The organism is Thauera terpenica 58Eu, assembly GCF_000443165.1.
In the GTDB taxonomy this organism is placed as follows: Bacteria; Pseudomonadota; Gammaproteobacteria; order Burkholderiales; family Rhodocyclaceae; genus Thauera; species Thauera terpenica.
Map to the genome: position 1 here is coordinate 80,924 of NZ_ATJV01000092.1, position 22,846 is coordinate 103,769.

The following is a 22,846-nucleotide window of genomic DNA, read 5'->3' on the forward strand; positions in this document are numbered from 1 at the left end:
GCATTTTGCAAGCCCACGCCCACGATTGGGCCCTTTATCCGCTCACAAGGTTCCACGCCGGAGATCTTTTGCTCGAGGTCGAGCTTGGCGGAGCCTGGCGTTGTGAACATGCGCTGAGCGCCGAAACGATTGATCTGCTGAACCTTTTCCTGCCGCTCGTGGCGCGCATGGAGACCCTGGCGATCGCTCAGCTGGGGCAAAGTCTGGACGGCCGCATCGCTACCGAGAGCGGCGCTTCGCACTATATCAACGGGCTGCAGGCCCGTACCCACCTGCACCGCCTGCGTGCGCTGGTCGATGCGGTGGTGGTGGGGGTGGGGACGGTCAATGACGATGACCCCTTGCTGACCGTGCGTCATGTCAAGGGCAGGAACCCGGTTCGGGTGGTGCTCGATCCGCGCGCGCGCATGGGCGGGGATCGTCGGCTGGCGTTCGACGGTGCGGCGCTGACCATACAGCTGGTGGGGCCAGGCTGCGCTACGAAGGCACCGCCAGGCGTGCGCCGGATCTCTTTGCCGACGACGGCAGAAGGTGGATTCGATGTGCTGGCGGTGCTGGACTGGCTGCATGCCCAGGGCTTGCGTCGGGTGTTGATCGAAGGCGGCGGGGTGACGATTTCGCGCTTCATGCAGGCCGGAGCGCTGGATCGCATGCATTTTCTCATTGCGCCGCTGCTCATCGGATCCGGTCGTGCGGGCTTGCAACTGCCGCCGGTGCTGAGTGTGCATGAGGCGCGGCGCCCGCGCTGTCGGGTCTTTGCTTGTGGCGAGGATACGATCTTCGATCTCGATCTGCGCCTTGCTGCGCATTCCGCGCACGATGCGCGCGCTGACGCCGACGCTCATGTCCCGCGCCGCATCAGCACCCAGGCGCCGGGCAGCGTCGATGTCAGCACCACCATGCCGTAGGCAATCGAGATCGCCACGCCCTGGCTCACGTCCAGCCCCGCGGCCGCCCACAGCACTGCCGCCGCACCTTCACGCAGGCCCCAGCCTGCCATCGACAGCGGGATGGCCATCGCCAGCAATACCCAGGGGATGAGCGCAAGCAGTAGCGGGGCCGGGGTGTCGATGCCGAGCATGCGTGTGCAGCAGAAATAGACCGCGATGTAGCTCGTTGCCAGCGCAAGCGAGCTCAGCAGCTGGCGCCACAGCAGCGCAGGTGCGAGCAGGGCAAGCCGCACTGCGCGGGCGAAGGTGCGCAGCAGCCGGCTGCCGCGCAGGACCAGCACCAGCAGCACGCCGACGCTCAGGCCCAGCGCAAGTTGGGCGGGGCCAAGGCCCGGCTCCTGTGTACGCCCGGGCAGCGCGCCGAGCACGTGGGCGATGGTGGGCGAGAGCAGCAGGGTCGCCAGTGCGCACAACAGCATCGCCACCTGGCCCGAGCTGCGCTCGAGCAGTACCGCCAGCCAGGCGCTGGAGCGCGTGCCTGCGGCCGATTCTGCGCTGAAACCCGAACCTGAGCCGGAATCTGCACCGGAAGCCGGGCGCGCGCGCGTCCCGAGCTTTGCGCCGAGCGCGCGATTTGCGGCGAGCGGGCGACGGGCGTGGCGCCGGGCGCGGTTGGCGTCGCCGATCACCCCGCCGGGCAGCACCTGGTTGAGAAAGCTGCCCAGGTAGTACTCGGCGAAGGCATGGCGAAAGGGCAGCGGCGCATCCAGGCTGGCTGCAGTCAGTTGCCAGCGCCAGGCCGACAGCGCCATCTGCGGCACGCTCAGCGCCAGCGCCAGTGCCAGCCATGGTGGCGAGGGGGCGGCGAAGGCGGCGCGCAAGGCCGCGATATCGAGCTGCGCAAGCAGCGCTGCCAGCAGGCCCAGGCTGAACAGGGCGGGCAGCAGGCGCGCAAGCAGCCGGCGGCGCGGGCTGCGGGCCTTCATCGACGGTGAGGGCTGTTTGCCGAGGGCGGGGAGGGATCGTGCGTGGGCGTGAGCGCGGCAGGGGGTGGCAGCGCGAGCAGATCAAGATGGCCCAGGGTGATGTTGAGCCGTCCTTGTGTTCGCGCCGCTTGCGCCAGTGCGTTCTGGCGGCGCTGATGCCAGCTATCGATGCGGGTGCGGGCCTGCGGGCGCTGCTCGAGCGCGGCGTCGCGCCAGCCGCTGATCAGCGCGCGGGCGAGTGCGGCCTGGCTGGGAACGGCGGCCGACAGCTGCCACGGGCTGGGTGCCAGCTCCACCACAAAGCCGCGCGCCTGCAGCAACTCGGCCAGCCGCGCGGCGGCATCCGGGCCGAGTGCGCGTGCCCCCCCTTTGGCACGGTGCTGGTGTTCGTTGAAGATCGCGCGCACGAAATCGTCGTCCGGGTCTGTATCGGCGCCAGGGGTGGCGCCTGCGCCGCCCACCCCTCCGCTGTCGATGTGCCAGCGTCCGTCCACGCTCAAGGTGATCAGCACCGCGCAGCCGATGCCCAGGCAGATGTCAGCGAAGCCCTCCAGCCAGCTGGCGTCGACCAGGTCGAGCATGGCCGAAGCCGTGATCAGGTCGCTGTTGGCGAGCGCTGCGGCGTGTACCGTGCGCAGATCGACAAGCTCGGTCTCGGCGCTGATCGGCTGCCCATCGCGATCACATAGCGCAAGACAGTGCTGGCGCGCGTGCTCCAGCAAGCGTGGGTCGTGATCAAACAGGTGCCAGCGTTGTGGGCCGGGCAGACGGGGGGCGAGATAGCGTGGGTTGGCGCCGCTGCCGCTGCCCAGGTCGCTCAGCCGCAGTGCTCGCGTGCGGCCTGGAGCGCGTTGCGTCAGCCAGGCCGCGAGGCGGGCGGTGAGCGCCGCGCTGCGTGCCCGGGTGTCGGCTGCGCTGCGCAAGCTCAGCCAGTCGGCATCGAACACGGTGTCGGGGTGAGGCTGGGTTGGCACTGGGCCGGGGGCATCAGGACTGGCGGAGTCAGGGCGATGGGCGGGCATGGGGACTCAGGGGCCGGAGGGTGTGGACAGGCGCTCGAGGGCGACGGCAAACTGGCGGCCGGCTTGCACCCAGTCGGTGAGCTGCGGGCGCGCACGGCGGGCGCCGTCGCGCAAGGCGAAGCGTGCCTCGGGGTGGCTGAGCAGATGGCGCAGGGCGGCCGCGAGGGCTGGTACATCGCCCGCGGGGACGGCGATGCCGGCTTCAGGCGGCAGGGTGTGGCGCAGCGCGCCGCCGGTGGTGCACAGCACGGGCAGGCCAGCGGCCACGGCCTCGGTGATGACCATGCCATAGCCTTCGTAGTGCGAGGGCAGCACGAACAGATCGGCGGCGGTATAAGCGGCATGCAGCGCCGCATCGTCGAGCTCGCCCCACAAGTGGATGCGCTCGCCCAGACCGTGGTGCGCGATGGCGCCGCGCACACGCTCGGCATGTTCGACATCGCGCGTGAGGCTGCCGATACAGTCGCACTGCCAGTCGAGCTCGGCAACCAGGGACAGCGCTTCGACCAGCAGGTCGTGGCCCTTGCGCGGGGTCAGGCTGGCGACGCACAGCAGGCGTGCTGGGCTGTGATCGGCCGCCGCGAGCGGACGCGCCTGCACGCCCGGCTCGACCACCTCGATGCGGACGTCGGCAAGCCCCATCCGGGCGACGCGGCGCGCGCTGAAGTGGCTGGTGGTGATCACGCCGCGCATCGCGCTCAGGGCTTCACGCTCGAGCGCTTCGACGCGCAGCTGCTGCGCTGGGGCGAGTCCGCCTTCGTCGGCCAGGGGGTGATGCACGAGCGCGAGAAGGCGCAGTCGCCTGGCGTGCGGCACGACCACTTCGGGCAGACCACCCAGGGCCAGGCCGTCGATGAGGACGAGGCTGTCCTCCGCCAGCGTCGACAGAGCGGCATCCATCGCCTGCCGTGCCTGCGCATCGACGGCGGGGAAGTGGCCAGCCAGCCCCTTGACCGTGAGCTGCCAGCCCAGGCGGCGCAATTGGGTGACGATGTGGGCGTCGTAGAGATAACCGCCAGTGCGCTGGCCGGGGTCGCCGGCGACGATGAGGTGCAGTTCGGGATGCGCAATCAGAGCGCTCACAGCGCGCCTTCGTAGCTCGCCCAGGCGATGTGGGATTCGTGCAGGGTCACCTGCAGGTACTCGAGACCGCGTCCGCCTTCGCCCAGGCGGCCATCCTTGATCGCCGCCGCCATGTGCTCGAAGATCACCCGTGCCATGAACTCGGTGGTGGTGTTCTTGCCGGCGAAAGCCGGTTCGTCGTCGAGGTTGCGGAAGTTGAGCCCGGCCAGCACGCTGCGCAAGGCCTCGCTTGCGAGGCCGATGTCGACCACCAGAGCGTCTGCGTCCAGTTCGCTGCGCTTGAAGCAGGCGTCGATGAGGTAGGTCGCACCGTGGAGGCGTTGGGCCGGGCCGAAGACTTCGCCCTTGAAGCTGTGGGCGATCATGATGTGGTCGCGAACGGTGAGTGCGTACATGCGGGGTTCTCGCAGGGCTAGTGAATCAGGGGTGAGGGGTCAGGCGTGCTAAGTCAGGCGTAACGGATGCGGTGACAGAGCGCGCCCGCGGGTGCGCTGGACAGGCGCTGCAAGGTGTCGGGCAGGCTGGCGAAGTCGCTCTCGCCGCTGATCAAGACATCAGGCAGGCTATCGACGAGCAAGGACAGCGCAAGTTCCATACGCCGGCGGTAGGTCCAGCGTGGCGCCTGGCGCGGCGGCAAGCGCCCGACCTGGCTCGAGCGCAGCGTCAGACGGCGGGCATGAAAGGCCTCGCCCAGCGCCAGCGCCACGCTGCGCTGGCCGTACCAGCTCATTTCCAGCACCGTGGCTTCGTCGCCGGCGAGCTCGAGCGCGCGCGCCAGCCCGGCCGGCGCGCCGCTGGCGTGGATGACGAGGTCGCAATTGCCACGCGCGCCGTCGGGCAGGGCGAAGCCTGCGCCCAAGGCCGTGGCCAGCGCCGCGCGTGAGGGGTCGAGGTCGATCAGCTCCACCTCGGTACCGGGAATGCGCGCGCACAGCCACGCCACCAGCGCACCGAGCACACCGCTACCGACCACCGCGATGCGATCGCCGAGTGTGGGTGAGGCGTCCCAGACCGCGTTGATGGCGGTCTCGAGGTTGGCGGCGAGCACCGCGCGTGCGCTCGGTACGGCGTCGGGCAGTGCCACCACCGCGGTGGCGGGCACGACATAGGCTTGCTGATGCGGGTACAGGCAGAACACACGCCGCCCGACGAGGGCTTGGGCCTGCGCGCCGCAGCCGGCCTCGACCACGCCGACGTTGATGTAGCCGTACTTCACCGGCGCCGGAAAGTCGCCCTGCTGAAAGGGCGCGCGCATGCGTTGATATTCACTGGGCGGCACCTCGCCGCGGAACACCAGGCTCTCGGTGCCGCGGCTGATGGCGCTGTACAGGCTGCGCACCAGGACATCTCCGTCGCGCAGCGGCGGCAGCGTCTCACGGCGCAACTCGCCGCGGCCGGGAGCGACGGTCCAGAATGCGAGGGGGTCGGAGAGGAGCTTGGAAGTGCGCATGCAGGAGATCCGGGAAAATTGTCGAAACCTGCATCGTGGCAGACGGTCCGAGCGAAGATGAACAAGCATAACGTGTCTCCGCCCGGCACTGTCCCCGCTCGCCCCGTCGCCGCGCGCGCCAGCGCTATTGCGCCCGTTCGGTTCGAACTGGCGGTCGGCATGGTGGTGCTGGCCTTGGTGCTGGCCGCTCTGGTGGTGGTGATCGGATTGCCCGGCCTGAGTGTGATGTGGGCAGTGCTCGTCTATGCTGGGATGGTCGTGCTGCTCCTCAGGCACTGGCCGGACCAGAGTCAATCCTTGGGCGTGGCCAATCGCATCACCCTGGGGCGCGCGCTCGTGGTGGCGGTGCTGGCCGGGGCCAGCGCCGGGTTCCCGGCGCTGGCGCCCCACACCGGGGTGTTGGCGCTGATGGCGCTGGTGGCGCTGGTGCTGGACGGCGTCGATGGCTGGGCGGCGCGGCGCTGGCGGTGCGTGAGCGAGTTCGGCGCGCGCTTCGACATGGAGCTCGACGCCTTTCTGATCCTGGTCTTGTGTGCCTTGCTGTGGGTGCTGGACAGGGCGGGGGTGTGGGTGTTTGCGATCGGCGCCATGCGTTACCTGTTCGTGCTGGCCATGCGGCCGTGGCCGTGGCTGGCCGCGCCCCTGCCGCCCAGCCAGCGGCGCAAGGCGGTGTGCGTGTGGCAGGTCGGAAGCTTGCTGGTGTGCCTGCTGCCCGGGGTGCGCGGCGGCTTTGCGCTGTTCTTGTTGTGGGCCGCACTGGCGCTGCTGGTGTGGTCGTTCGCGCTTGATGTGCGCTGGCTGCATCGTCAGCGCGCAGTGAGCGCCGTCGGATCATTTCCTTGATGGAGGCTTGAACCATGCATGCAGCACAGTGTTTTTCCCGTCCGCGCCGTGGCGCGCTGGTCGGCATTGCAAGCGCGCTGGTCATGTTGGCCGGTGCCGGCAGCGCTCACGCCGAGCCGCACACCTACCAGATTGATGCGGAGCACTTCGGCATCTCCTTCAGCATCCGCCATCTGGGATTCGCGGATACCCTGGGGCTCTTCCTCAAGGCGCGCGGCAGCTTTGTGTACGACGAAAAGACGCGCGTGCTCAGTGCAGGGCGGGTGGTGGTTGACGCGAAGAGCGTGTTCACCAACCACGACGCGCGCGACAAGCATGTGCGCGACGACGACTTTCTTGCGGCAAAAGCCCACCCGGAAATCGTCTTTGTGGCCGACGCCTTCGAGCCTACTTCGGACCAGGGCGGGCGCCTCGCGGGCAAGCTGACACTACGCGGACAGACGCATCCGGTGGTGCTTGATGTCGTCCTCAACAAGGCCGCTGACTACCCCATGGGTCACGGCAAGCACACCCTTGGGGTGTCGGCGAGCACGACGATCAAGCGCAGCCAGTGGGGCATGAGCTACGCCGTCGAGCCGCCCATGGTGGGCGATGAGGTCAAGCTGGTGTTCGAATTCGAGGCCAATCGGGAATAAGGCAGGGGAATAAGGCAGGGGAGCAGGGCAGGGTTTTCGCGGCAGCGGGCAGACGTGCGTCTGCCCGCTGCCCTTGCGTCACGACCGGACGGCGCTCGAACCCGCGGTGCGCGCACTCAGCCGCCGATGTAGGACATCTCTATTTTCTGCCGTGCTGCCGTTTCTGCGGTGCGGATCTCGGAGTAGCGGTCATCGCGGTTTTGCCACACCTGAGCGATGGCCGCGTCCACTGCAGCGTCATCCGCACCGGCGCGCAGCAGGCTGCGCAAGTCGTGGCCGTGCTGAGCGAACAGGCAGGTGTAGAGCTTGCCTTCGGTCGACAGCCGGACGCGGGTGCAGGTGGCGCAGAAGGCCTGGGTGACGGAAGAGATGACACCGATTTCGCCGCCGCCGTCCCGGTAACGCCAGCGCTCGGCGACTTCCCCGCTGTAGTTGGGGTCCACCGCTTGCAGCGGGTAGAGGCGGTCGATGCGGGTGATGATGTCCTGCGAGGGCAGCACCTCGCCCATGTTCCAGCCGTTCGATGCGCCCACGTCCATGAACTCGATGAAACGCAGAATGTGGCCGCTGTGGCGAAAATGACTTGCCATCGCCTCGATGTCGCCATCGTTGGTGCCGCGCTTGACCACCATGTTGACCTTGATCGGCCCTAGGCCGGCCGCGTGCGCGGCGGCGATGCCTTCGAGCACCTTCGCCACCGGATAGTTGGCGTCGTTCATGCGGCGAAACAGCGCATCGTCGAGCGCATCCAGGCTCACCGTGACGCGCTGCAGGCCGACATCCTTGAGCGTGCGCGCCATTTTGGGCAGCAGCACGCCGTTGGTGGTCAGTGTCACCTCCACGCCGTCGAGGCGAGCGAGCATCTCGATCAGGCGTTCGATGTTCTTGCGCAGCAGCGGTTCGCCGCCGGTGATGCGGATCTTCTTCACCCCACGATCCACGAACAAGCGTGCAACGCGCAATATTTCCTCGAAGCTGAGCAGCTCGCGCCGGTTCAGGAAGTTGTAGCTGTCATCGAACACCGCGCGCGGCATGCAGTACACACAGCGAAAGTTGCAGCGATCCGTCACCGAGATGCGCAGGTCGCGCAGGCCGCGACCGCGGCGGTCAAAGAAGGCTTCGCCAGCACCCGGGATGTGCGTCGTCGCAGCGCCGTGGATCGGGGCAGCGAGCTCGTGGATGGGGATCACTTTCATGTTCGGCCAGCATGTGGAGTGGGAGGATTATCGGCAGCAGCACCGGCTGATGCAATAACACAGGTCAAGGAATGCCATTTGCCATCGCCGCGCGTACGTGCTTCTTCGACCATCAGCGCTGAGCATGGTGCCCGGGGCGCCCGGAGCCGCGGTGTATCATTCGCCTCCGGATCGAACCCGGCTTCTGGAGAACAACAACGATGGCCGAACCCGTGGCCCTGCCGGCATCGGCACTGCGTACTTACTGCGACCCCAGCTGCTTCAGCTTCGACAGCACCGACTCCCTTCACGACCCCAGCGGTGGCCATGCCGGCGACCTCGGTCAGGCGCGGGCGGTCGAGGCGATCAAATTCGGTCTCGCCATGGGCCACAGTGGTTATCACGTCTTTGTGCTCGGCGAGCCGGGCAGTGGCAAGCATGCCACCACCTTTCGCCTGCTGCGCGAGCGCGCCAGCACCGAGCCGGTGCCGCCGGACCTGTGCTACCTGCACAACTTCGTCGAGGCGCTCAGGCCCAGGCTGCTGACCCTGCCCGCGGGGCGGGGCATCACCTTGCGTGCCCACATGCAGACCTTCATCCGCGAACTGGGTCCGGCACTGGGTGCGGCGCTGGACAGTGATGCGCACGCCGATCGCGTCGAGGCCCTGCAAAATGCGCACAAGACGCGTGAAGAAGCCGCGCTGCGCGAAATCGGTGAAGGCTGTGCGGCCGAGGCCATCTCCCTGCTGCAGACTCCCGAGGGTTTCGTGTTTGCGCCCACACGGGAAGGCGAGGTGATGTCGCCCGAGGCCTTCGAGGCGCTGCCCGCAGACGAGCGTGCCGCCATCGAGGCGCGTGTCACGGTGTGGAGCGAAAAGCTCGAAGACCTGCTCAACGACTTCCCCGGCTGGCGCAAGGCGGTGCGCGAATCGATCGAGCGTGCCGAGACCGAGGTGCTCGGCCCGGCGCTGTCGCACCTGCTGCGCGAAGTGCGCGAGGTCCACGCCGACCTGCCCGAGGTGCTGGCCTTTCTCGATGCGGTGGAAAAGGACGTGCTGGACAGCGCGATCCGCGGCACCATGCTCGACGAAGAGGACGAGGACAGCACCGAGGCTGAAGAGACCTCGCGCTATCAGCGCTATCAGGTCAAGCTGCTGGTCGACCATTCCGCCTCGCAGGGGGCGCCGGTGGTGTTCGAGAACAACCCCGGCTATGGCAACCTGATCGGCCGCATCGAGCACGTCGTGCATCAGGGCAATCAGGTCACCCACTTCAACTTGATCCGCGCGGGGGCGCTGCATCGCGCCAATGGCGGCTATCTGGTCATCGATGCCGAGCGTCTGCTCACCCAGCCTTACGCCTGGGAAGGGCTCAAGCGCTGCCTGCGCGCGGGCGAGATCCGCATCGAGCCACCAGCCGAGGCACAAAGCTGGAGTGGCACGCTGACGCTGGAGCCCGAGGCGGTGTCGAGTGCGCTGAAGGTGGTGCTGGTCGGCGATCGCGACATGTATTACCTGTTGATGGACAACGATCCCGAGTTTGCCGAGCTGTTCAAGGTGGCGGCCGATTTCGATGACGATCTGCCGCGTACACCGGAAAATGAATGTGACTATGCGCGTCTGATGGCCTTGCTGGTGCACAGCGCCAAGCTGCTGCCGATCGACCGCAGCGGCGTGGCGCGTCTGGTGGAAGAGGCTTCGCGGCTGGCTGAGGACGCGGGCAGGCTGTCGCTGAACACGCGCATGTTGTCGGACCTGATGCGCGAGGCCGACCACCATAGCCGCCTGAAGGGGCTGGCGATGACGGGCAAGCTTGAGGTCGAGACCGCGCTCGAGGCGCGCGCGCGCCGCTCCAGCCGTTACCCCACCCGGGTGCGTGAATCCATTCTCGAAGGCACGACGCTGATCTCCACTGAGGGCGAGCGCGCTGGCCAGATCAACGGTCTGGTGGTGGTCGAACTCGCGGGCGAGCGTTTTGGCCACCCGGTGCGCATCACGGCCACGGTGCGCCTGGGCGAGGGCGATGTGGTCGACATCGAGCGTGAGACCGAGCTCGGTGGCGCCATCCATTCCAAGGGCGTGCTCATCCTGTCGGCCTTTCTCGCCTCACGCTATGCGCGCCACCAGCCGATGTCCTTGTCGGCAAGCCTGGCATTCGAGCAGTCCTATGCGCCGGTCGAGGGTGACTCCGCTTCACTGGCGGAGTTGTGTGCGCTGCTCTCGGCGCTGACGCAGATCCCCATCCAGCAACGCTTTGCGATCACCGGCTCGGTGAACCAGTTCGGCGAGGTGCAGGTGATCGGCGGCGTCAATGAGAAGATCGAGGGCTTCTACGAACTGTGCAAGGCGCGTGGGCTGGATGGCAGACATGGTGTGGTCATCCCCGCCGCCAGCGTGCGCCACATGATGCTGCGCGAGGACGTGGTGCAGGCCGCGGCCGCGGGGCTGTTCCACATCTATGCGGTGAAGACCGTCGATGACGCGATGACCGTGCTCACCGGTGTGCCCGCGGGCGAGCCCGATGCGAAGGGGGTCATCCCGAAAGGCACGCTCAACCACAAGGTGGCCACCGTGCTCGCGGAGATGACGGCAGCACGTCACGCCCATGCCGATATCGAAGGCTTGGCCGGATCGCGCCAGCATAGACGGCGTCACGGCGCCTGAGGGGGCTGATCCTGGGGTTGTTCCAATAAGGACAGTGCCGCGATACGCAGGTCGATCGCGGCACTGTCGTTTGTGCACACCCTTACCGGTTCCTCGCCTTCTGCATCCGTGCCAGTTGTCTGTCGTGCCAGGGGCCGAGCAAGGCCTGTGCGGCGAGCGCTCCCAGGAGTGCCATCATCATGTCGGCCTGGGCGTCCCATGGGTCGCCCTGCATGCCAAGGAACTCCACCGAGCCGTCGCCCCAGAACACGGCGGCTGCCCATTCCACCAGTTCGTAAATGGCGCTGATGCCCAGGCAGCTCAGCGTCACGACGCAGAAGAGCCATTTTCCAGGCCGCAGTGGCGAGGTGCGCAGCAACAGTTCGCGACCGAGGATGGCGGGTGTGAGGCCCTGAAAGAAGTGGCCAAAGCGGTCGTAAGGGTTGCGCGCCAGTTCGAACATCTCTTGCACGACGGCGCCGAGCGGCACGCGCGAATACGTGTAGGCACCGCCCATGATCAGGATCAGTGAAAAGAAGGCGATCAGAGCGTAGCTGAGGGGTGTGAGTGGAAAGCGACGGGCGGTGGCGACCAGGATGGGCAGGGCGATCAGCACCGGCATCACCTCGGCCCACCATATCCCGCGGTCGTGGGGCGCGAGACTGGACACGGCGAGCGCGGCGAGGACGAGGGTCAGCAGGGCGACGCGCAAGCTCATCGGGAAACCCGTCATGGCCAGGAAAACGGCAGTATGCCCGTCTGCTGCGTGAGCAGCGCGGGTGGCGTGGTGGCGAAGTCGAAATCGGCGACCCGCGTCAAGCGGCCGCCGATCTGTGCGCTGGCGTAGGCGAACAGGCTGAGGCGCGAGACCTCGACACGGAGTGGTGCGCCCGGCGCGAAGCGGGCCAGCTCGGCCTCGATCTGCGCCAGGGACCAGGCATCGGCATACAGACCAATGGTGACGTGGGGCCGGTAATCGGTGCGCGCAAGCGGATGTGGGCACAGGTCCAGGCTGGTGCGCAGGCGCTCGATGTGCCCGCCGTCGTCGGCCACGCTGAGGTAGGGCGCGGAGCTGAAGCCGTCCAGGGCGCCGATCGCTATCGTGAACGCTTGTGGGCGCAGCCGATGCAAGGCCTCGATCTGCTGGTGCAGGATTTCGGCACCGAAGTCATCGAGCTGGCGCGGAGCCGCGCTCGGAAAGCCGCACAGGCTGAGGGTGATGTGAGGCTCGCGCACGTAACCGGCGAGCAGCCGCGTGGACAGGTGACGCTGCGCCGCCGCCACGCGCTGGCGTACGGGTTCCAGGTCCACATCCAGCGCCCACAACAGATAGTGCGGCCGGCCGAGGTGCCACTCGGGGAAGTCGCGCTGAACGTTGCGGATGGTTTTGGCGCTGGATGGGCTGAGGGTGTCTTGCATGGCTGCCTGGATGGGCCGCGGCTTCGTTCATGGACAAAAGTCTTCCATTCGCAGCGCTTGAGCAGGCGCCGCCATGCGATGCTTATCGTGCCTGCGGCGCCTCTGCGCCATCCAGCGCCTTGGCATGGTGACGCAGGTGATCGTCGATGAAGCTGGCGATGAAGTAGTAGCTGTGATCGTAGCCGGGTTGCATCCTCAGCGTCAGCGGGTGGCCGGCGGCGGCGGCGGCGGCCCGGAGCAGCTCGGGCTTGAGCTGTTCGGTGAGAAAGCCGTCCTTGTCGCCCTGGTCGATCAGCAGCGGCAGGCGCTCGCTGGCGGTGGCGATCAATTCGCAGGTATCCCATTGTTGCCACTGGCTGCGGTCTTCGCCGAGATAGTGGGAGAAGGCTTTTTCGCCCCAGGGGCAGTGCATCGGATTGACGATGGGCGAGAACGCCGAGACCGACTGGTAGCGCCCGGGGTTGCGCAGGGCGCAGACCAGCGCGCCGTGTCCGCCCATCGAGTGCCCGCTGATGCTGCGTTGGTTGGTGGCGGGAAAGTTGGCTTCGATCAGTGCGGGCAGTTCATGCACCACGTAGTTGTACATGTGGTAGTGCTTGGACCATGGTGCCTGCGTCGCATTGACATAAAAGCCTGCGCCCAGACCAAAGTCCCAGGCGCCTTCCGGGTCGTCGGGCACGTCGGGGCCGCGCGGGCTGGTGTCCGGCGCCACCAGGATCAGGCCTAGCTCGGCGGCCAGGCGTTGCGCCCCGGCCTTTTCGATGAAATTCAGGTCGGTGCAGGTCAGACCGGACAGCCAGTACAGCACCGGCCGCTCCTCACCCTGCGCTACCTGCGGCGGCAGGTAGATGGAGAAGGTCATGTCGCAGTCCAGCGTGTCGGCGCGATGACGAATGCGCTTCAATTCGCCGTCAAAACAGCGCGTTGTGCTCAGGGTTTCAAAGTTCATGACGAAGCTCCATTGAAGGCTGCAGGGGCCTTGCAGCCCCCCTGCAGCCGTGCATCAGAAGTGGATGACAGTGCGGATGCTCTTGCCTTCGTGCATCAGATCGAAGGCCTTGTTGATGTCCTCCAGCGGCATGTTGTGGGTGATGAAGGTGTCGAGCGGGATCTCGCCTTTCTGTGCCTTGTTCACGTAGCTCGGCAATTCGGTGCGCCCCTTGACGCCGCCAAAGGCGCTGCCGCGCCAGACGCGGCCGGTGACGAGCTGGAAGGGGCGGGTGCTGATCTCCTGGCCCGCGCCGGCCACGCCGATGATGACCGATTCACCCCAGCCCTTGTGGCAGCATTCGAGCGCCGCGCGCATGAGCTTGACGTTGCCCACGCACTCGAAGGAGTAATCCACGCCGCCATCGGTCAGCTCGACGATGACGTCCTGGATCGGCTCGTCGTAGTCCTTCGGGTTGACGAAGTCCGTCGCGCCCAGCTCTTTTGCGATCTCGAACTTGGCCGGGTTGATGTCGATCACGATGATGCGCGAGGCCTTGGCCATCTTCGCGCCGATGATCGCCGCCAGGCCGATGCCGCCCAGGCCAAAGATCGCCACGCTCGCGCCTTCTTCCACCTTGGCGGTGTTGAGCACCGCACCAATGCCGGTGGTCACGCCGCAGCCCAGCAGGCAGACCTTGTCCAGCGGTGCTTCCTTGGGGATCTTCGCCAGCGAGATTTCCGGCACCACGGTGTACTCGGAGAAGGTCGAGGTGCCCATGTAGTGATAGATCGGCTGGCCCTTGTAGGAGAAGCGCGTGGTGCCGTCCGGCATCAGGCCCTTGCCCTGGGTGGCGCGTATCGCCTGGCACAGGTTGGTCTTGCCCGACTTGCAGAACTTGCACTCGCGGCATTCGGCCGTGTACAGCGGAATGACGTGGTCGCCGACTTCGAGCGAAGTGACGCCTTCGCCGATGGCCTCGACGATGCCGCCGCCTTCATGGCCCAGGATGGACGGGAAGATACCTTCGGGGTCATCGCCCGACAGGGTGAAGGCGTCGGTGTGGCAGACGCCGGTGGCGACGATGCGCACCAGCACTTCGCCCTTTTTCGGCGCCTCGACGTCCACTTCGACGATCTGCAGCGGTTCATTGGCGGCGAAGGCCACGGCGGCGCGGGATTTGATGGACATGGCAGAGTTTCCTTAAAAAAGGTGTGCGCAGTGGGTGCGCGGCGTTGTGCAGTATTGCAAGACTGATTGATCCAATAAATGAATTGTTTTTGATTTTAGAATTCCATTTTATGGAATACTCGCTGAACCTCCTGTAGTTGGAAAAGCCTGATGTTGAACCGCCTGGAAATGTTGAGAATCTTTTGCACCGCAGCCGAGGCGCGCAATTTCAAGGAAGCCGCGACCCGTCTCGGCGTTTCGCCGCAGGCGGTGACGCGGGCGGTGAAGGAGCTTGAAGGGCATGTCGGCGAACTGCTCTTCCATCGTAATACGCGGCACACCCGAATTACAGAATTTGGCGAGCAACTGGCGCTGCGGGCACGGATCGGCCTGCGCACGGTGGACGGGCTCTTTCTCAAGAGCGGGCAGGAGCAGGACAGCGGCTTGTCCGGACTGGTCCGTATTACCGCGCCGCGGGCACTGGAGCAGGACTATCTGATTCCGGCTCTGGCCAGAATCTGTGGCCAGCACCCCGGCTTGCAGCTCGATCTGCGCCTGTCCGACCAGTTTGCCGATGTCGTGGATGAGCAGATCGACATCGGTATCCGCGTCGGCTTCATGCGCGACAGTCGTTTCGTTGCGCGTGCGGTCGCGCAAGTGCCGTTTTACATCGTGGGCTCGCCCGCCTTGATCGCCCGCGTGGGTGAGCCGCACACGCTGCAGGCGCTGGCCGAGCGGCCGACCACCGTCGCCATCGATCCCAACACCGGCAGGCCCTGGGCCTGGTTTCTCAGCCGCGGGCAACAATGGCTTGCACGCACGCCGGCCTTTGCCACCGACGATACGCGCGCCGAAGCCGATGCCGTGGTGGCGGGTATTGGCTTCGGCCAATTGGCCGCCTTCCTCGCCAACCCGCATCTGCGCGCAGGGCGGCTTGTCGAAGTGCTGCCTGAACTGCGGCCCGAGCCCTGGAGCCTGTCGGTATATCGACCCCAGCGCGGCCCGGTCGCCGCGCGCATTCGCTTGGTGTTCGATGGCTTGGTGGAGCATCTGTCCGCCGCTGCGCCAAGCTTTTTGCAGCGCTGATCGGGAGCGGCGTCGCCTGGCAATCTCCAGGCAGAAACGAGTCCTTGCGGCGCGGACTCCAGTTCTGGCGATCACCAACAGCGGGCGGCTACGATCTCACCCCCGACGCCAGCCATGGAAGCGCTCTACCCAGGCCAGCAATCTCTGCGGCGCATGCGCCTTCTTCCAGTTGCCCGCGACGTACTTGTTGGCCTCGGCCAGCGTGGGGTAGATGTGGATGGTGCCGAGGATCTTGTTGAGCCCGATGCCGTGCTTCATCGCCAGCACGTATTCGGCGATCAGGTCAGCGGCGTGTTCGCCAACGAGGGTCACGCCGAGAATCTTGTCCTTGCCGGGCACGGTCAGCACCTTGATGAAGCCATGTGCCTCGCTGTCGGCAATCGCGCGGTCAAGCTCGTCGATGCCGTAGGTCGTCACTTCGTAGGGAATGTCTTTTTCCTTCGCTTCCAGTTCGTTCAGGCCAACGCGCGCGACCTCCGGCTCGACGAAGGTGGCCCACGGGATCACTGAGTAGTCGGCCTTGAATTTCTTGAAGGGATCAAACAGCGCGTTGACCGCGGCATACCAGGCCTGATGGGCGGCGGTATGGGTGAACTGGAAAGGACCGGCAACGTCGCCCGCGGCGTAGATGTTCGGATAGTTGGTCTGCAGAAATTCGTTGGTGTCCACGGTACGAGCGGTCGGAATGCCCAGTTCTTCCAGACCGAAGCCTGTGAGATTGGCGGCGCGGCCAACGGCCACGAGCACGGCATCGAAGGCAATCCGCACATCCTGTCCTTCGTGTTCAGCAATCAGGATCTTCTCGCCCTTGTCGATGATGAACTGCTTGGCGCGGTGATTGAGCAGTACCCCGATCCCTTCCGCACGGAAGCGTTGGGTGACCAGTTCGGAAACTTCCGGGTCTTCTCGAATCAGGATGCGCGGCGCCATTTCCACCTGCGTGACCTTGGCGCCGAGACGTGCAAACGCCTGGGTCAGTTCCGCACCAATCGGACCCCCGCCCAGGACCACCAGGCGCTTGGGCAGCTCGCGCAAATCCCACACATCGTCCGAGGTCAGATAGCCGACTTCTTCGATACCGGGGATGGGTGGCACGAAGGGCCGTGCGCCGGTCGCGATCACGATGCTGCGCGTGGTCAGGCGCTGGATGTTGCCGCCTTCCTGGGTGATGTCGACCTCCCAGGGCGAGACGATTTTCGCGCTGCCGTGCACCACATCAACACCCAGTTCGGTGTAACGCTCGGCCGAATCATGGGGTTCGACGGTCTTGATCACCGCCTGTACGCGCTCCATGACATCGGAGAACGCGTACTGGACGCTGGCTGAGGCGATGCCGAATTCCTGCGAGCGGGTGACATGCGACAGGAACTTGGCCGAGCGAATCAGTGCCTTCGAGGGGACACAGCCGGTGTTCAGGCAATCGCCACCCAGTATGTGCTTTTCGACCAGGGTGACCTTGGCCTTGACCGCGGCAGCGATGTAGGACGTGACCAGGCCGGCGCTACCGCCGCCGATGACGACGATGTTGCGCTCGAAGCGCGCCGGCTTTTTCCACTTGGCGAATACCTTGTTCATGCGCACGATCTCCACCAGCCTGCGCGCAATCAGCGGAAAGAAGCCGAGCAGGGCAAATGAGCCGAGCAGGCCTGGCGAGAGAATGCCGGACAGGGAGTCCAGCTTGGCCAGTTGCGTGCCGGCATTCACGTACACCACGGTGCCAGCCAGCATCCCGACCTGACTGGTCCAGTAGTAGACCTGTGTCTTCATGCCGGTGAGGCCGAACAGCAGGTTCACCAGGAAGAAGGGAAAGGCCGGCACCAGTCGCAGGGTGAACAGATAGAAGGCGCCTTCGCGCTTCACGCCCTCGTCGATTGCCGCCAGGCGCTGACCAAAGCGCCGGCTCACCCAGTCGCGCAGCAGAAAACGCGACATCAGAAAGGCGAGGGTGGCGCCGATGCTGGAGGCGAAGGAGACAATCACCGTGCCCCACAGCAGCCCGAACATCGCACCACCGGCGAGCGTGAGCAAGGCCGCACCGGGAAAGGAGAGGGCGGTGACGATGACGTAGACGACAAAGTAGATCGCTACGCTGCTCAGCGGATTGTTTGCCTGAAAGGCCTCGATGGCGGCGTGTTGATCCTTGAGCGTCTGGAGATTGAGGTATTGCCCGAGATCGAAGGCGAAGAAGGCGGCGATCGCCAGTCCGATCGTCGTCATCAAGGCCAGCTTGCGAAACGGCATGGAGTGCTCCGTGTGTTCTTGCAACCAGGGCTGAAGGATTGCCGGCGTGTTCATGGGTCGAGCAGAAAGCCGATTTCTTGGATCGGTCTTCACGATTGCCTTGGGCAGCGGCGAGCGGAGGCGTGTATCCACGCCTGATCGCCGACTTGCGCCCAGCGCGCGCACCGTCGAGCGGCTGCGACCGATGATATTGCACGGGTCAAAGGCGTTCTGAAGCCAGAAACCCGTGCAATACTTGCCAGCACGCGCTTGAACTTTCCATCTGATTCATTTCCTATCCGTCCATCCGGCTCATGAAGATATTTGCGCTGCTGCCCTGGATCGACTGGCTGGCGCTGGTCGCTTTTCTGGCCTTGTGGGTGGGCTACGGGCGCTTCTCTCGCGAACTCGGCAAACGCCGCCCCTCGCTCGCCTCCACCACCGACCGCTACCGTGTCTACTGGATGCGTGAGGCCGCTGCGCGCGACCCGCGCATGCTTGACGGCCTGATCAATCAGGCGCTGTCACAAACACCTTCGTTTTTTTCCTCGACCTCGATCCTGGTGATCGGTGGCCTTTTTGCGCTGCTCGGCACGGCCGACAAGGCCACCGAGATCGTCAGCGAAATACCCTTTGCCCAGGCCACCAGTTCCTTCATTTTCGAGTTCAAGGTTCTGGTGCTGATCGGCATCTTTGTGTTCGCATTCTTTCGCTTTTCCTGGTGCATGCGCCAATACACCATCGTGGCGCTGGTGATCGGTGCCATGCCACCCCCGGGCGACTTCGTGTCGGGGAAATTCGATTTGCGCACCTACGCCGATCGCGCCGCCGAGATGGTCAAGGCCGCCGCCGAGAGCTTCCATGACGGGCTGCGGGCCTACTATTTTTCATTTGCGGCCATGGCCTGGTTTCTCTCACCCCTGGCCATGCTGGTTGCGTCCCTGGTCGTGGTGGTGGTGCTTTACGGTCGGGAGTTTCACGGCGATGTGCTCAAGATCCTGGGCGAAGACAAGAAGCCGCTCGCCTGAGGCGATTCGCTTTCGACTCGGGCCACGCTGCTGTCTGTGTCAAGGGCATCTCTGCGGAGCAGAGTTATCCGGGTATGGCTGAAATGGGGGCAGCTCACGTTGAGCCAGTGATCGCTCAGTTTTTCTCTTGCCATACCTGCTTGACGCGCGCATCACGGCCGCAACTCGTCCGGTAGTAGCCATAGCGCAGCGGGTTTTTCTTGTAATAGTCCTGGTGGTATTCCTCCGCCGGCCAGAAGGTGGTGGCGGGCAGCACTTCGGTGTGGATCACCGGGAAGCGCGCGCTTTTCAGCAAGGCGTCGCGGCTGGCTTCGGCAACTTTCTGCTCGACTTCGCCCTGCCAGTAGATGCCGCTGCGGTACTGGCTGCCGACATCGCAGAACTGGCGGTCCTTGACCGTGGGGTCGATGTGGCGCCAGAAATACTCGACCAGTTGCGCGTAGCTGACTCTGTTCGGGTCATAGAAGACGCGCACAGCCTCGGTATGGCCTGTGCTGCCGGCGCTGACCGTTTCGTAAGTCGGGTTGGGGGTTTTTCCGGCGGTATAGCCCGATTCAGCCTCGATCACGCCCGGGAGCTTTTCGAAGTCGGCTTCGATGCACCAGAAACAGCCGCCGGCAAAGATGGCGCTGGCCTTGGCGGTGTTCGAATCGGTAGTTGGGTTGGCGGCAGGGTCGGCGGCAGGCGCCAGAAAACTCGCAGCGCACAGCCCCATTGCCACGCTCAAACGGGAAAAGTGAGCAGTTTTCATGTTCTTAAGGCCGGTAGTGCATCGCCCTCAAGGACGAACTTCAGGGCAACACCATTGTTGCAGTAGCGCTTTCCAGTGGGCTTGGGGCCGTCGTTGAAGATATGGCCCTGATGCCCGCCGCAGTGCGCGCAGTGATACTCGGTGCGCGGGTAGATGAGCTTGAAGTCGGTCGAGGTGCCGACCGCATCAGGCAGAGGCTGCCAGAAGCTGGGCCAGCCGGTGCCGCTGTCGTACTTGTGGGCGCTGTCGAACAGCGGCTGATTGCAAGCCGCACAGATGAAGGTGCCGGTGCGCTTTTCGGCATCCAGCGGGCTGCTGCCGGCGCGCTCGGTGGCCTCTTCAAAGAGCACGGCGTAAGCCTCAGGCGCCAGCAAACGCTTCCATTCCGCCCGGCTCTTGTTCAACGGAAAAGTGCCGGCCGCGGTGGCGCGCAAGGGCAGGGCGCTGGCGGCAATCAGCCCGGACATGCGGGCAATCCAGTGGCGGCGGTTCATGATCTCTCCTCTTGTTCTTGATGCAGGTATGGAGTGGGTTTGCAATGAATCGTTTCCCTTGCAGGAAAAATACTGAACGCCCGGCGCCTGGCCGGACGATGGCGCTCTTTTTGGCAGCAACTGCCGCGTCGACTACAGCACGTAACGCAGGATCGTCACATAGTGGGCTGCGCTGCCGGCGATCACGAACAGATGCCAGATGCCATGAGCGTGGCGCAGGCGGGTGTCGAGCACATAGAAGATGATGCCCACCGTATACAGCAGTCCGCCCGCCACCAGCCACGCAAAACCGATCGTCCCCAAGCTGTCCTGCAGCGGACCCAGCGCTGCCAGCGCCGCCCAGCCCATCAGCACGTAGATCACCACCGAGAGGATGCGTGCGCCATCCTTCAGCCACAGTTCCTGCAGGCTGCCAAGCAGCGCCAGCCCCCATACCGCGCCAAACAGCGACCAGCCCCAGACGCCGCGCAGGGTGACCAGACAGAACGGGGTGTAGCTGCCGGCGATGAGCAGATAGATGCTGTGGTGGTCGAACTCGCGCAGGACATTCTTCGCCCGCCCGCGCACGCTGTGGTAAAGGGTCGAGAAGCTGTAGAGCAGGACCAGGGTCAGGCCGTAGATCGAGACGCTCACCACTTTCCAGGGATCGCCCACCAGCGCCGCCTGCACGATGAGGACGACGCCCCCCGCGAGCGCCAGCACCGCTCCGACCAGGTGCGTCCAGGCGTTGAACCTTTCTCCGTAATACATCGACCAGCACCTTCCCTCGGTTGAGCAGCAAGAAAGGCTTGGGACAGCCCGGCGCGGGCAGCGTTCCGAAGGCGGCATGAATGCGGTGCTTCATTGTGTCAGGGGAAATGCAACAGGGCTGGGGCAACTGCATCCAAGCCATGCACAGCGTGCGCGGTCCCATCAGCGCTGTAACGCCTTCCTGACGGCTTTCCTGGAGGGCAGTCTGATTGCGCGCAAGCTTGCGGCTACACTGCGCAGCGGCGCGTTTGTGCCCGTGTGCGCGTGAGTTGCACCGACCACCGTCGCGGCCCCACACTCACGCGCGGCAAGGAGCAAAGACGGGCGCATGGCGCCGCCACGCCATGCGCGCTGTATGCGCTCGGTGCCTCGCTGACGCGCTACAGCCTGGGCAGCAATCTGCGCGAGCCGGCGCTGTTGGTCGCGCTGAAGATGATGGCGCAGCCCCTGCTGATGTGGCTGCTGTTTTTGTTACGACCCTGAGGGCGGCAGTGCGGTGCTTGGCGATTCTTGGCCGACGGGTTCAACTCGTCCACGGCATCAGCGTCACCAGCAAGATCAGCACGCCCAGGCCGAGGTTGATCGAGACCCATGTGCGGATCTGTGCCATGGCGGCCCCGCCGGCGGCCCACTCGGACGCCGCCACGGCGCGGCTGAATCGCTTGTAGAGCGCGAAGCGGATGTGCAGGAAGATCGCGACCATCACCACGCCCAGCGTCGCCATGATGGTCCACGACAGCGGCATGTCGAAGCTGCCACCGGACTGCACCACCTCCCTGGCCACCCGGCCCAGCATCCAGACCCCGCTGGCCAGCGTCAGCAGCGCGGCGATGAGCACGGCGCGGAAGAAGCGCCCCAGCACATCGTGCATGAGTCGCAAGCGCACTGGAGGTTCGATCTGGGCGAGGGCGGGGCGCAGGAAGAAGTGTGCAAACACCATGCCGCCGATCCACACAATGATGGACAGCACATGCACCGTCTTGAGGGTCGCGTAGATCATCGAAAAGCCTATTCAAATACCTGATTGACAAGGGTGAGCAGCCCGGCCGGCAAGCCTGGGCCCTGAGGTGAAACCGTGGCGAGGGAGCGAGTCCAGTTTCAGCCTGTCCTCCTGAGTTCGACAGTTACGCACGCAAGTATCTGTTTTTGCAAGGGCGCACTTTCAAAAATGCCACCACAAGGGCGCCCACTGCGGCGCCAGCGCTGGCTCTTCGATTTTTACGGCATGAAGTCTCTCGGCCTGCTCGGTGCTGATTGTCGTCCCCGACTGCGCTGTCCCTGGTCACGGCTTCCACTCGCCGGGCGACTCACGGAGACGAGGCTGTGCCGCCCCTCTCGGCCAGGCCATGCAGGGTATCACTCACGATCCGACCATCCACCAGATCGATCCGCGAGCGCTTGCGCCTGCTCCCGTGTCTTGGGGTGCATGCCCGGCAACGCGTTGCCCACCAAGGTGGCGGTGGTGGAATAAAAGCAGGCGTTTGCGCGCTTGGTGTGGAAACACCCACAGCAGGCTTGCCGCCAGTACGGCGCCGACAAGGCATGAAGTAAGGCAGGGGCGAAACAGCAGGGAAAATCTTGCATTAAAAGAGACGATCAGTCTAATATATTTCCCATGGAAGCAGAGCAGATCGTTGTCCGCAGACGTGGGCGCCCTCCCAAGCGGCCCGAACATTCGCTCGAGACGCGTGAACTGTTGTTGCGTGCCGGGCTTGAGGTGCTTACCGAGAAGGGCTTTTCATCCACGGGAATCGACGAAATTCTCAAGCGCGTGGGTGTGCCGAAGGGATCCTTCTACCATTACTTTGATAGCAAGGAAGCCTTCGGGGCCGCGCTGATCGAACGTTACGCGCGCTATTTCGCTTACAAGCTGGAGCGTCACTTCGGTGACTCGTCCAAGCAACCGCTCGCGCGCCTGTGGGCCTTTGTCGAAGATGCACGGACAGGCATGGCGCGGCACGAGTTTCGCCGAGGTTGTCTGATCGGCAACCTCGGTCAGGAAATGGCGGCCTTGCCCGAAAGTTATCGGGCGAGCCTCATCGCGGTGTTTCACGACTGGGAGTCGCGCTTGGCGCGCTGTCTTGAAGCGGCGCAGCACCGGGGGGAGATTCCCGCGTCGGTGGACTGTGAGCAGGCGGCCGCCTTCTTCTGGATCGGCTGGGAGGGTGCGGTCTTGCGGGCGAAGCTCGAGCGCAGCGCCAAACCTCTCGATGTCTTCGCGCTTGGGTTTTTCGCTGGGCTGCACAAGGCGTAATTTTTTCACTTCATGTAGAC

Annotated in this window: 23 protein-coding genes; 8 read left to right on the forward strand and 15 right to left on the reverse strand. The window is 65.1% G+C overall.

Annotation, left to right across the window (positions count from 1 at the left end; all coding sequences use genetic code 11):
- The first annotated feature begins 68 nt into the window (after window positions 1-68).
- A complete protein-coding gene (locus tag M622_RS36505; RefSeq protein ID WP_021250683.1) occupies window positions 69-908 on the forward strand; it encodes a RibD family protein in 840 nt (279 codons plus the stop codon).
- Here the strand turns inward: M622_RS36505 and M622_RS36510 are convergent.
- Genes M622_RS36510 through M622_RS36530 form a run of 5 tightly spaced genes read right to left on the reverse strand, consistent with a single transcriptional unit; the run spans window position 842 to window position 5,431 of the window.
- Complete coding sequence (locus tag M622_RS36510; protein ID WP_021250684.1) at window positions 842-1,876, reverse strand: lysylphosphatidylglycerol synthase transmembrane domain-containing protein; 1,035 nt, start codon at window positions 1,874-1,876, stop codon at window positions 842-844. The genes M622_RS36505 and M622_RS36510 overlap by 67 nt on opposite strands.
- Window positions 1,873-2,898, reverse strand: a complete 1,026-nt coding sequence (locus M622_RS36515; RefSeq protein ID WP_021250685.1) for a class I SAM-dependent methyltransferase — start codon at window positions 2,896-2,898, stop codon at window positions 1,873-1,875. The genes M622_RS36510 and M622_RS36515 overlap by 4 nt, the downstream gene beginning before the upstream one ends.
- 6 nt (window positions 2,899-2,904) lie before the next feature.
- Window positions 2,905-3,981, reverse strand: coding sequence for a glycosyltransferase family 4 protein (locus M622_RS36520; RefSeq protein WP_021250686.1), 1,077 nt, complete (start codon window positions 3,979-3,981; stop codon window positions 2,905-2,907).
- Window positions 3,978-4,376 (reverse strand): 6-pyruvoyl trahydropterin synthase family protein, encoded by a 399-nt coding sequence (locus tag M622_RS36525; RefSeq protein WP_021250687.1) that lies wholly within the window; start codon window positions 4,374-4,376, stop codon window positions 3,978-3,980. Before M622_RS36525 ends, M622_RS36520 begins: the two co-directional genes overlap by 4 nt.
- Window positions 4,377-4,429: 53 nt before the next feature.
- Window positions 4,430-5,431 carry a zinc-dependent alcohol dehydrogenase gene (locus tag M622_RS36530; protein ID WP_021250688.1) on the reverse strand — a complete coding sequence of 334 codons (1,002 nt, stop codon included), beginning with the start codon at window positions 5,429-5,431 and terminating at the stop codon, window positions 4,430-4,432.
- Window positions 5,432-5,488: 57 nt separating this feature from the next.
- Here M622_RS36530 and M622_RS36535 point away from each other — a divergent pair, with 57 nt between their 5' ends.
- Both M622_RS36535 and M622_RS36540 read left to right on the forward strand, forming a co-directional pair.
- Window positions 5,489-6,274: a CDP-alcohol phosphatidyltransferase family protein gene (locus M622_RS36535; RefSeq protein ID WP_084520799.1), complete on the forward strand. Its 786-nt coding sequence runs from the start codon at window positions 5,489-5,491 to the stop codon at window positions 6,272-6,274.
- 14 nt (window positions 6,275-6,288) lie between these two features.
- Complete coding sequence (locus tag M622_RS36540) at window positions 6,289-6,909, forward strand: YceI family protein (RefSeq protein WP_021250690.1); 621 nt, start codon at window positions 6,289-6,291, stop codon at window positions 6,907-6,909.
- Window positions 6,910-7,025: 116 nt separating this feature from the next.
- On the opposite strand, the gene moaA is transcribed toward M622_RS36540, so the two are convergent.
- Window positions 7,026-8,105 carry a GTP 3',8-cyclase MoaA gene (moaA, locus tag M622_RS36545; protein ID WP_021250691.1) on the reverse strand — a complete coding sequence of 360 codons (1,080 nt, stop codon included), beginning with the start codon at window positions 8,103-8,105 and terminating at the stop codon, window positions 7,026-7,028.
- Between the two features lie 200 nt (window positions 8,106-8,305).
- Here moaA and M622_RS36550 point away from each other — a divergent pair, with 200 nt between their 5' ends.
- Window positions 8,306-10,747: a Lon protease family protein gene (locus M622_RS36550; protein ID WP_021250692.1), complete on the forward strand. Its 2,442-nt coding sequence runs from the start codon at window positions 8,306-8,308 to the stop codon at window positions 10,745-10,747.
- Between the two features lie 82 nt (window positions 10,748-10,829).
- On the opposite strand, the gene M622_RS36555 is transcribed toward M622_RS36550, so the two are convergent.
- The 4 genes from M622_RS36555 to M622_RS36570 all read right to left on the reverse strand — a co-directional run bounded on the left by M622_RS36555 (window position 10,830) and on the right by M622_RS36570 (window position 14,264).
- A complete protein-coding gene (locus M622_RS36555; RefSeq protein WP_021250693.1) occupies window positions 10,830-11,444 on the reverse strand; it encodes a DUF2238 domain-containing protein in 615 nt (204 codons plus the stop codon).
- A gap of 11 nt (window positions 11,445-11,455) precedes the next feature.
- A complete protein-coding gene (locus M622_RS36560; RefSeq protein ID WP_021250694.1) occupies window positions 11,456-12,145 on the reverse strand; it encodes a 2'-5' RNA ligase family protein in 690 nt (229 codons plus the stop codon).
- An 82-nt stretch (window positions 12,146-12,227) separates the two neighbouring features.
- Window positions 12,228-13,094 carry an S-formylglutathione hydrolase gene (gene fghA / locus M622_RS36565; protein ID WP_021250695.1) on the reverse strand — a complete coding sequence of 289 codons (867 nt, stop codon included), beginning with the start codon at window positions 13,092-13,094 and terminating at the stop codon, window positions 12,228-12,230.
- Window positions 13,095-13,148: 54 nt separating this feature from the next.
- Window positions 13,149-14,264, reverse strand: coding sequence for an S-(hydroxymethyl)glutathione dehydrogenase/class III alcohol dehydrogenase (locus M622_RS36570; protein WP_021250696.1), 1,116 nt, complete (start codon window positions 14,262-14,264; stop codon window positions 13,149-13,151).
- Window positions 14,265-14,414: 150 nt separating this feature from the next.
- Here M622_RS36570 and M622_RS36575 point away from each other — a divergent pair, with 150 nt between their 5' ends.
- Window positions 14,415-15,329, forward strand: a complete 915-nt coding sequence (locus M622_RS36575; RefSeq protein WP_021250697.1) for a LysR family transcriptional regulator — start codon at window positions 14,415-14,417, stop codon at window positions 15,327-15,329.
- A 96-nt stretch (window positions 15,330-15,425) separates the two neighbouring features.
- Here M622_RS36575 and M622_RS36580 read toward each other — a convergent pair whose 3' ends face one another.
- A complete protein-coding gene (locus M622_RS36580; RefSeq protein WP_021250698.1) occupies window positions 15,426-17,570 on the reverse strand; it encodes a dihydrolipoyl dehydrogenase family protein in 2,145 nt (714 codons plus the stop codon).
- 293 nt (window positions 17,571-17,863) lie between these two features.
- Between M622_RS36580 and M622_RS36585 the strand changes: the two genes are divergently transcribed.
- A complete protein-coding gene (locus M622_RS36585; protein ID WP_021250699.1) occupies window positions 17,864-18,577 on the forward strand; it encodes a DUF599 domain-containing protein in 714 nt (237 codons plus the stop codon).
- 115 nt (window positions 18,578-18,692) lie between these two features.
- Here the strand turns inward: M622_RS36585 and msrA are convergent, their stop codons facing one another.
- The 3 genes from msrA to trhA form a co-directional block, all read right to left on the reverse strand.
- Window positions 18,693-19,328 (reverse strand): peptide-methionine (S)-S-oxide reductase MsrA, encoded by a 636-nt coding sequence (gene msrA, locus M622_RS36590; RefSeq protein WP_031347470.1) that lies wholly within the window; start codon window positions 19,326-19,328, stop codon window positions 18,693-18,695.
- The gene (gene msrB, locus M622_RS36595) at window positions 19,325-19,822 is read right to left on the reverse strand and encodes a peptide-methionine (R)-S-oxide reductase MsrB (RefSeq protein ID WP_021250701.1); all 498 of its coding nucleotides are present in this window, start codon (window positions 19,820-19,822) and stop codon (window positions 19,325-19,327) included. The genes msrA and msrB overlap by 4 nt, the downstream gene beginning before the upstream one ends.
- Window positions 19,823-19,954: 132 nt before the next feature.
- The gene (gene trhA / locus M622_RS36600; protein WP_021250702.1) at window positions 19,955-20,572 is read right to left on the reverse strand and encodes a PAQR family membrane homeostasis protein TrhA; all 618 of its coding nucleotides are present in this window, start codon (window positions 20,570-20,572) and stop codon (window positions 19,955-19,957) included.
- Between the two features lie 264 nt (window positions 20,573-20,836).
- On the opposite strand from trhA, the gene M622_RS40665 reads away from it, so the two are divergent.
- A complete protein-coding gene (locus M622_RS40665; RefSeq protein ID WP_245543101.1) occupies window positions 20,837-21,055 on the forward strand; it encodes a hypothetical protein in 219 nt (72 codons plus the stop codon).
- Window positions 21,056-21,095: 40 nt separating this feature from the next.
- Here the strand turns inward: M622_RS40665 and M622_RS36610 are convergent, their stop codons facing one another.
- Entirely contained in the window at window positions 21,096-21,572 is a 477-nt protein-coding gene (locus M622_RS36610) for a CopD family protein (protein WP_021250704.1), read from the reverse strand.
- A 615-nt stretch (window positions 21,573-22,187) separates the two neighbouring features.
- Here M622_RS36610 and acuR point away from each other — a divergent pair.
- Complete coding sequence (gene acuR / locus M622_RS36615) at window positions 22,188-22,826, forward strand: acrylate utilization transcriptional regulator AcuR (RefSeq protein WP_021250705.1); 639 nt, start codon at window positions 22,188-22,190, stop codon at window positions 22,824-22,826.
- The last annotated feature ends 20 nt before the right edge of the window (window positions 22,827-22,846 follow it).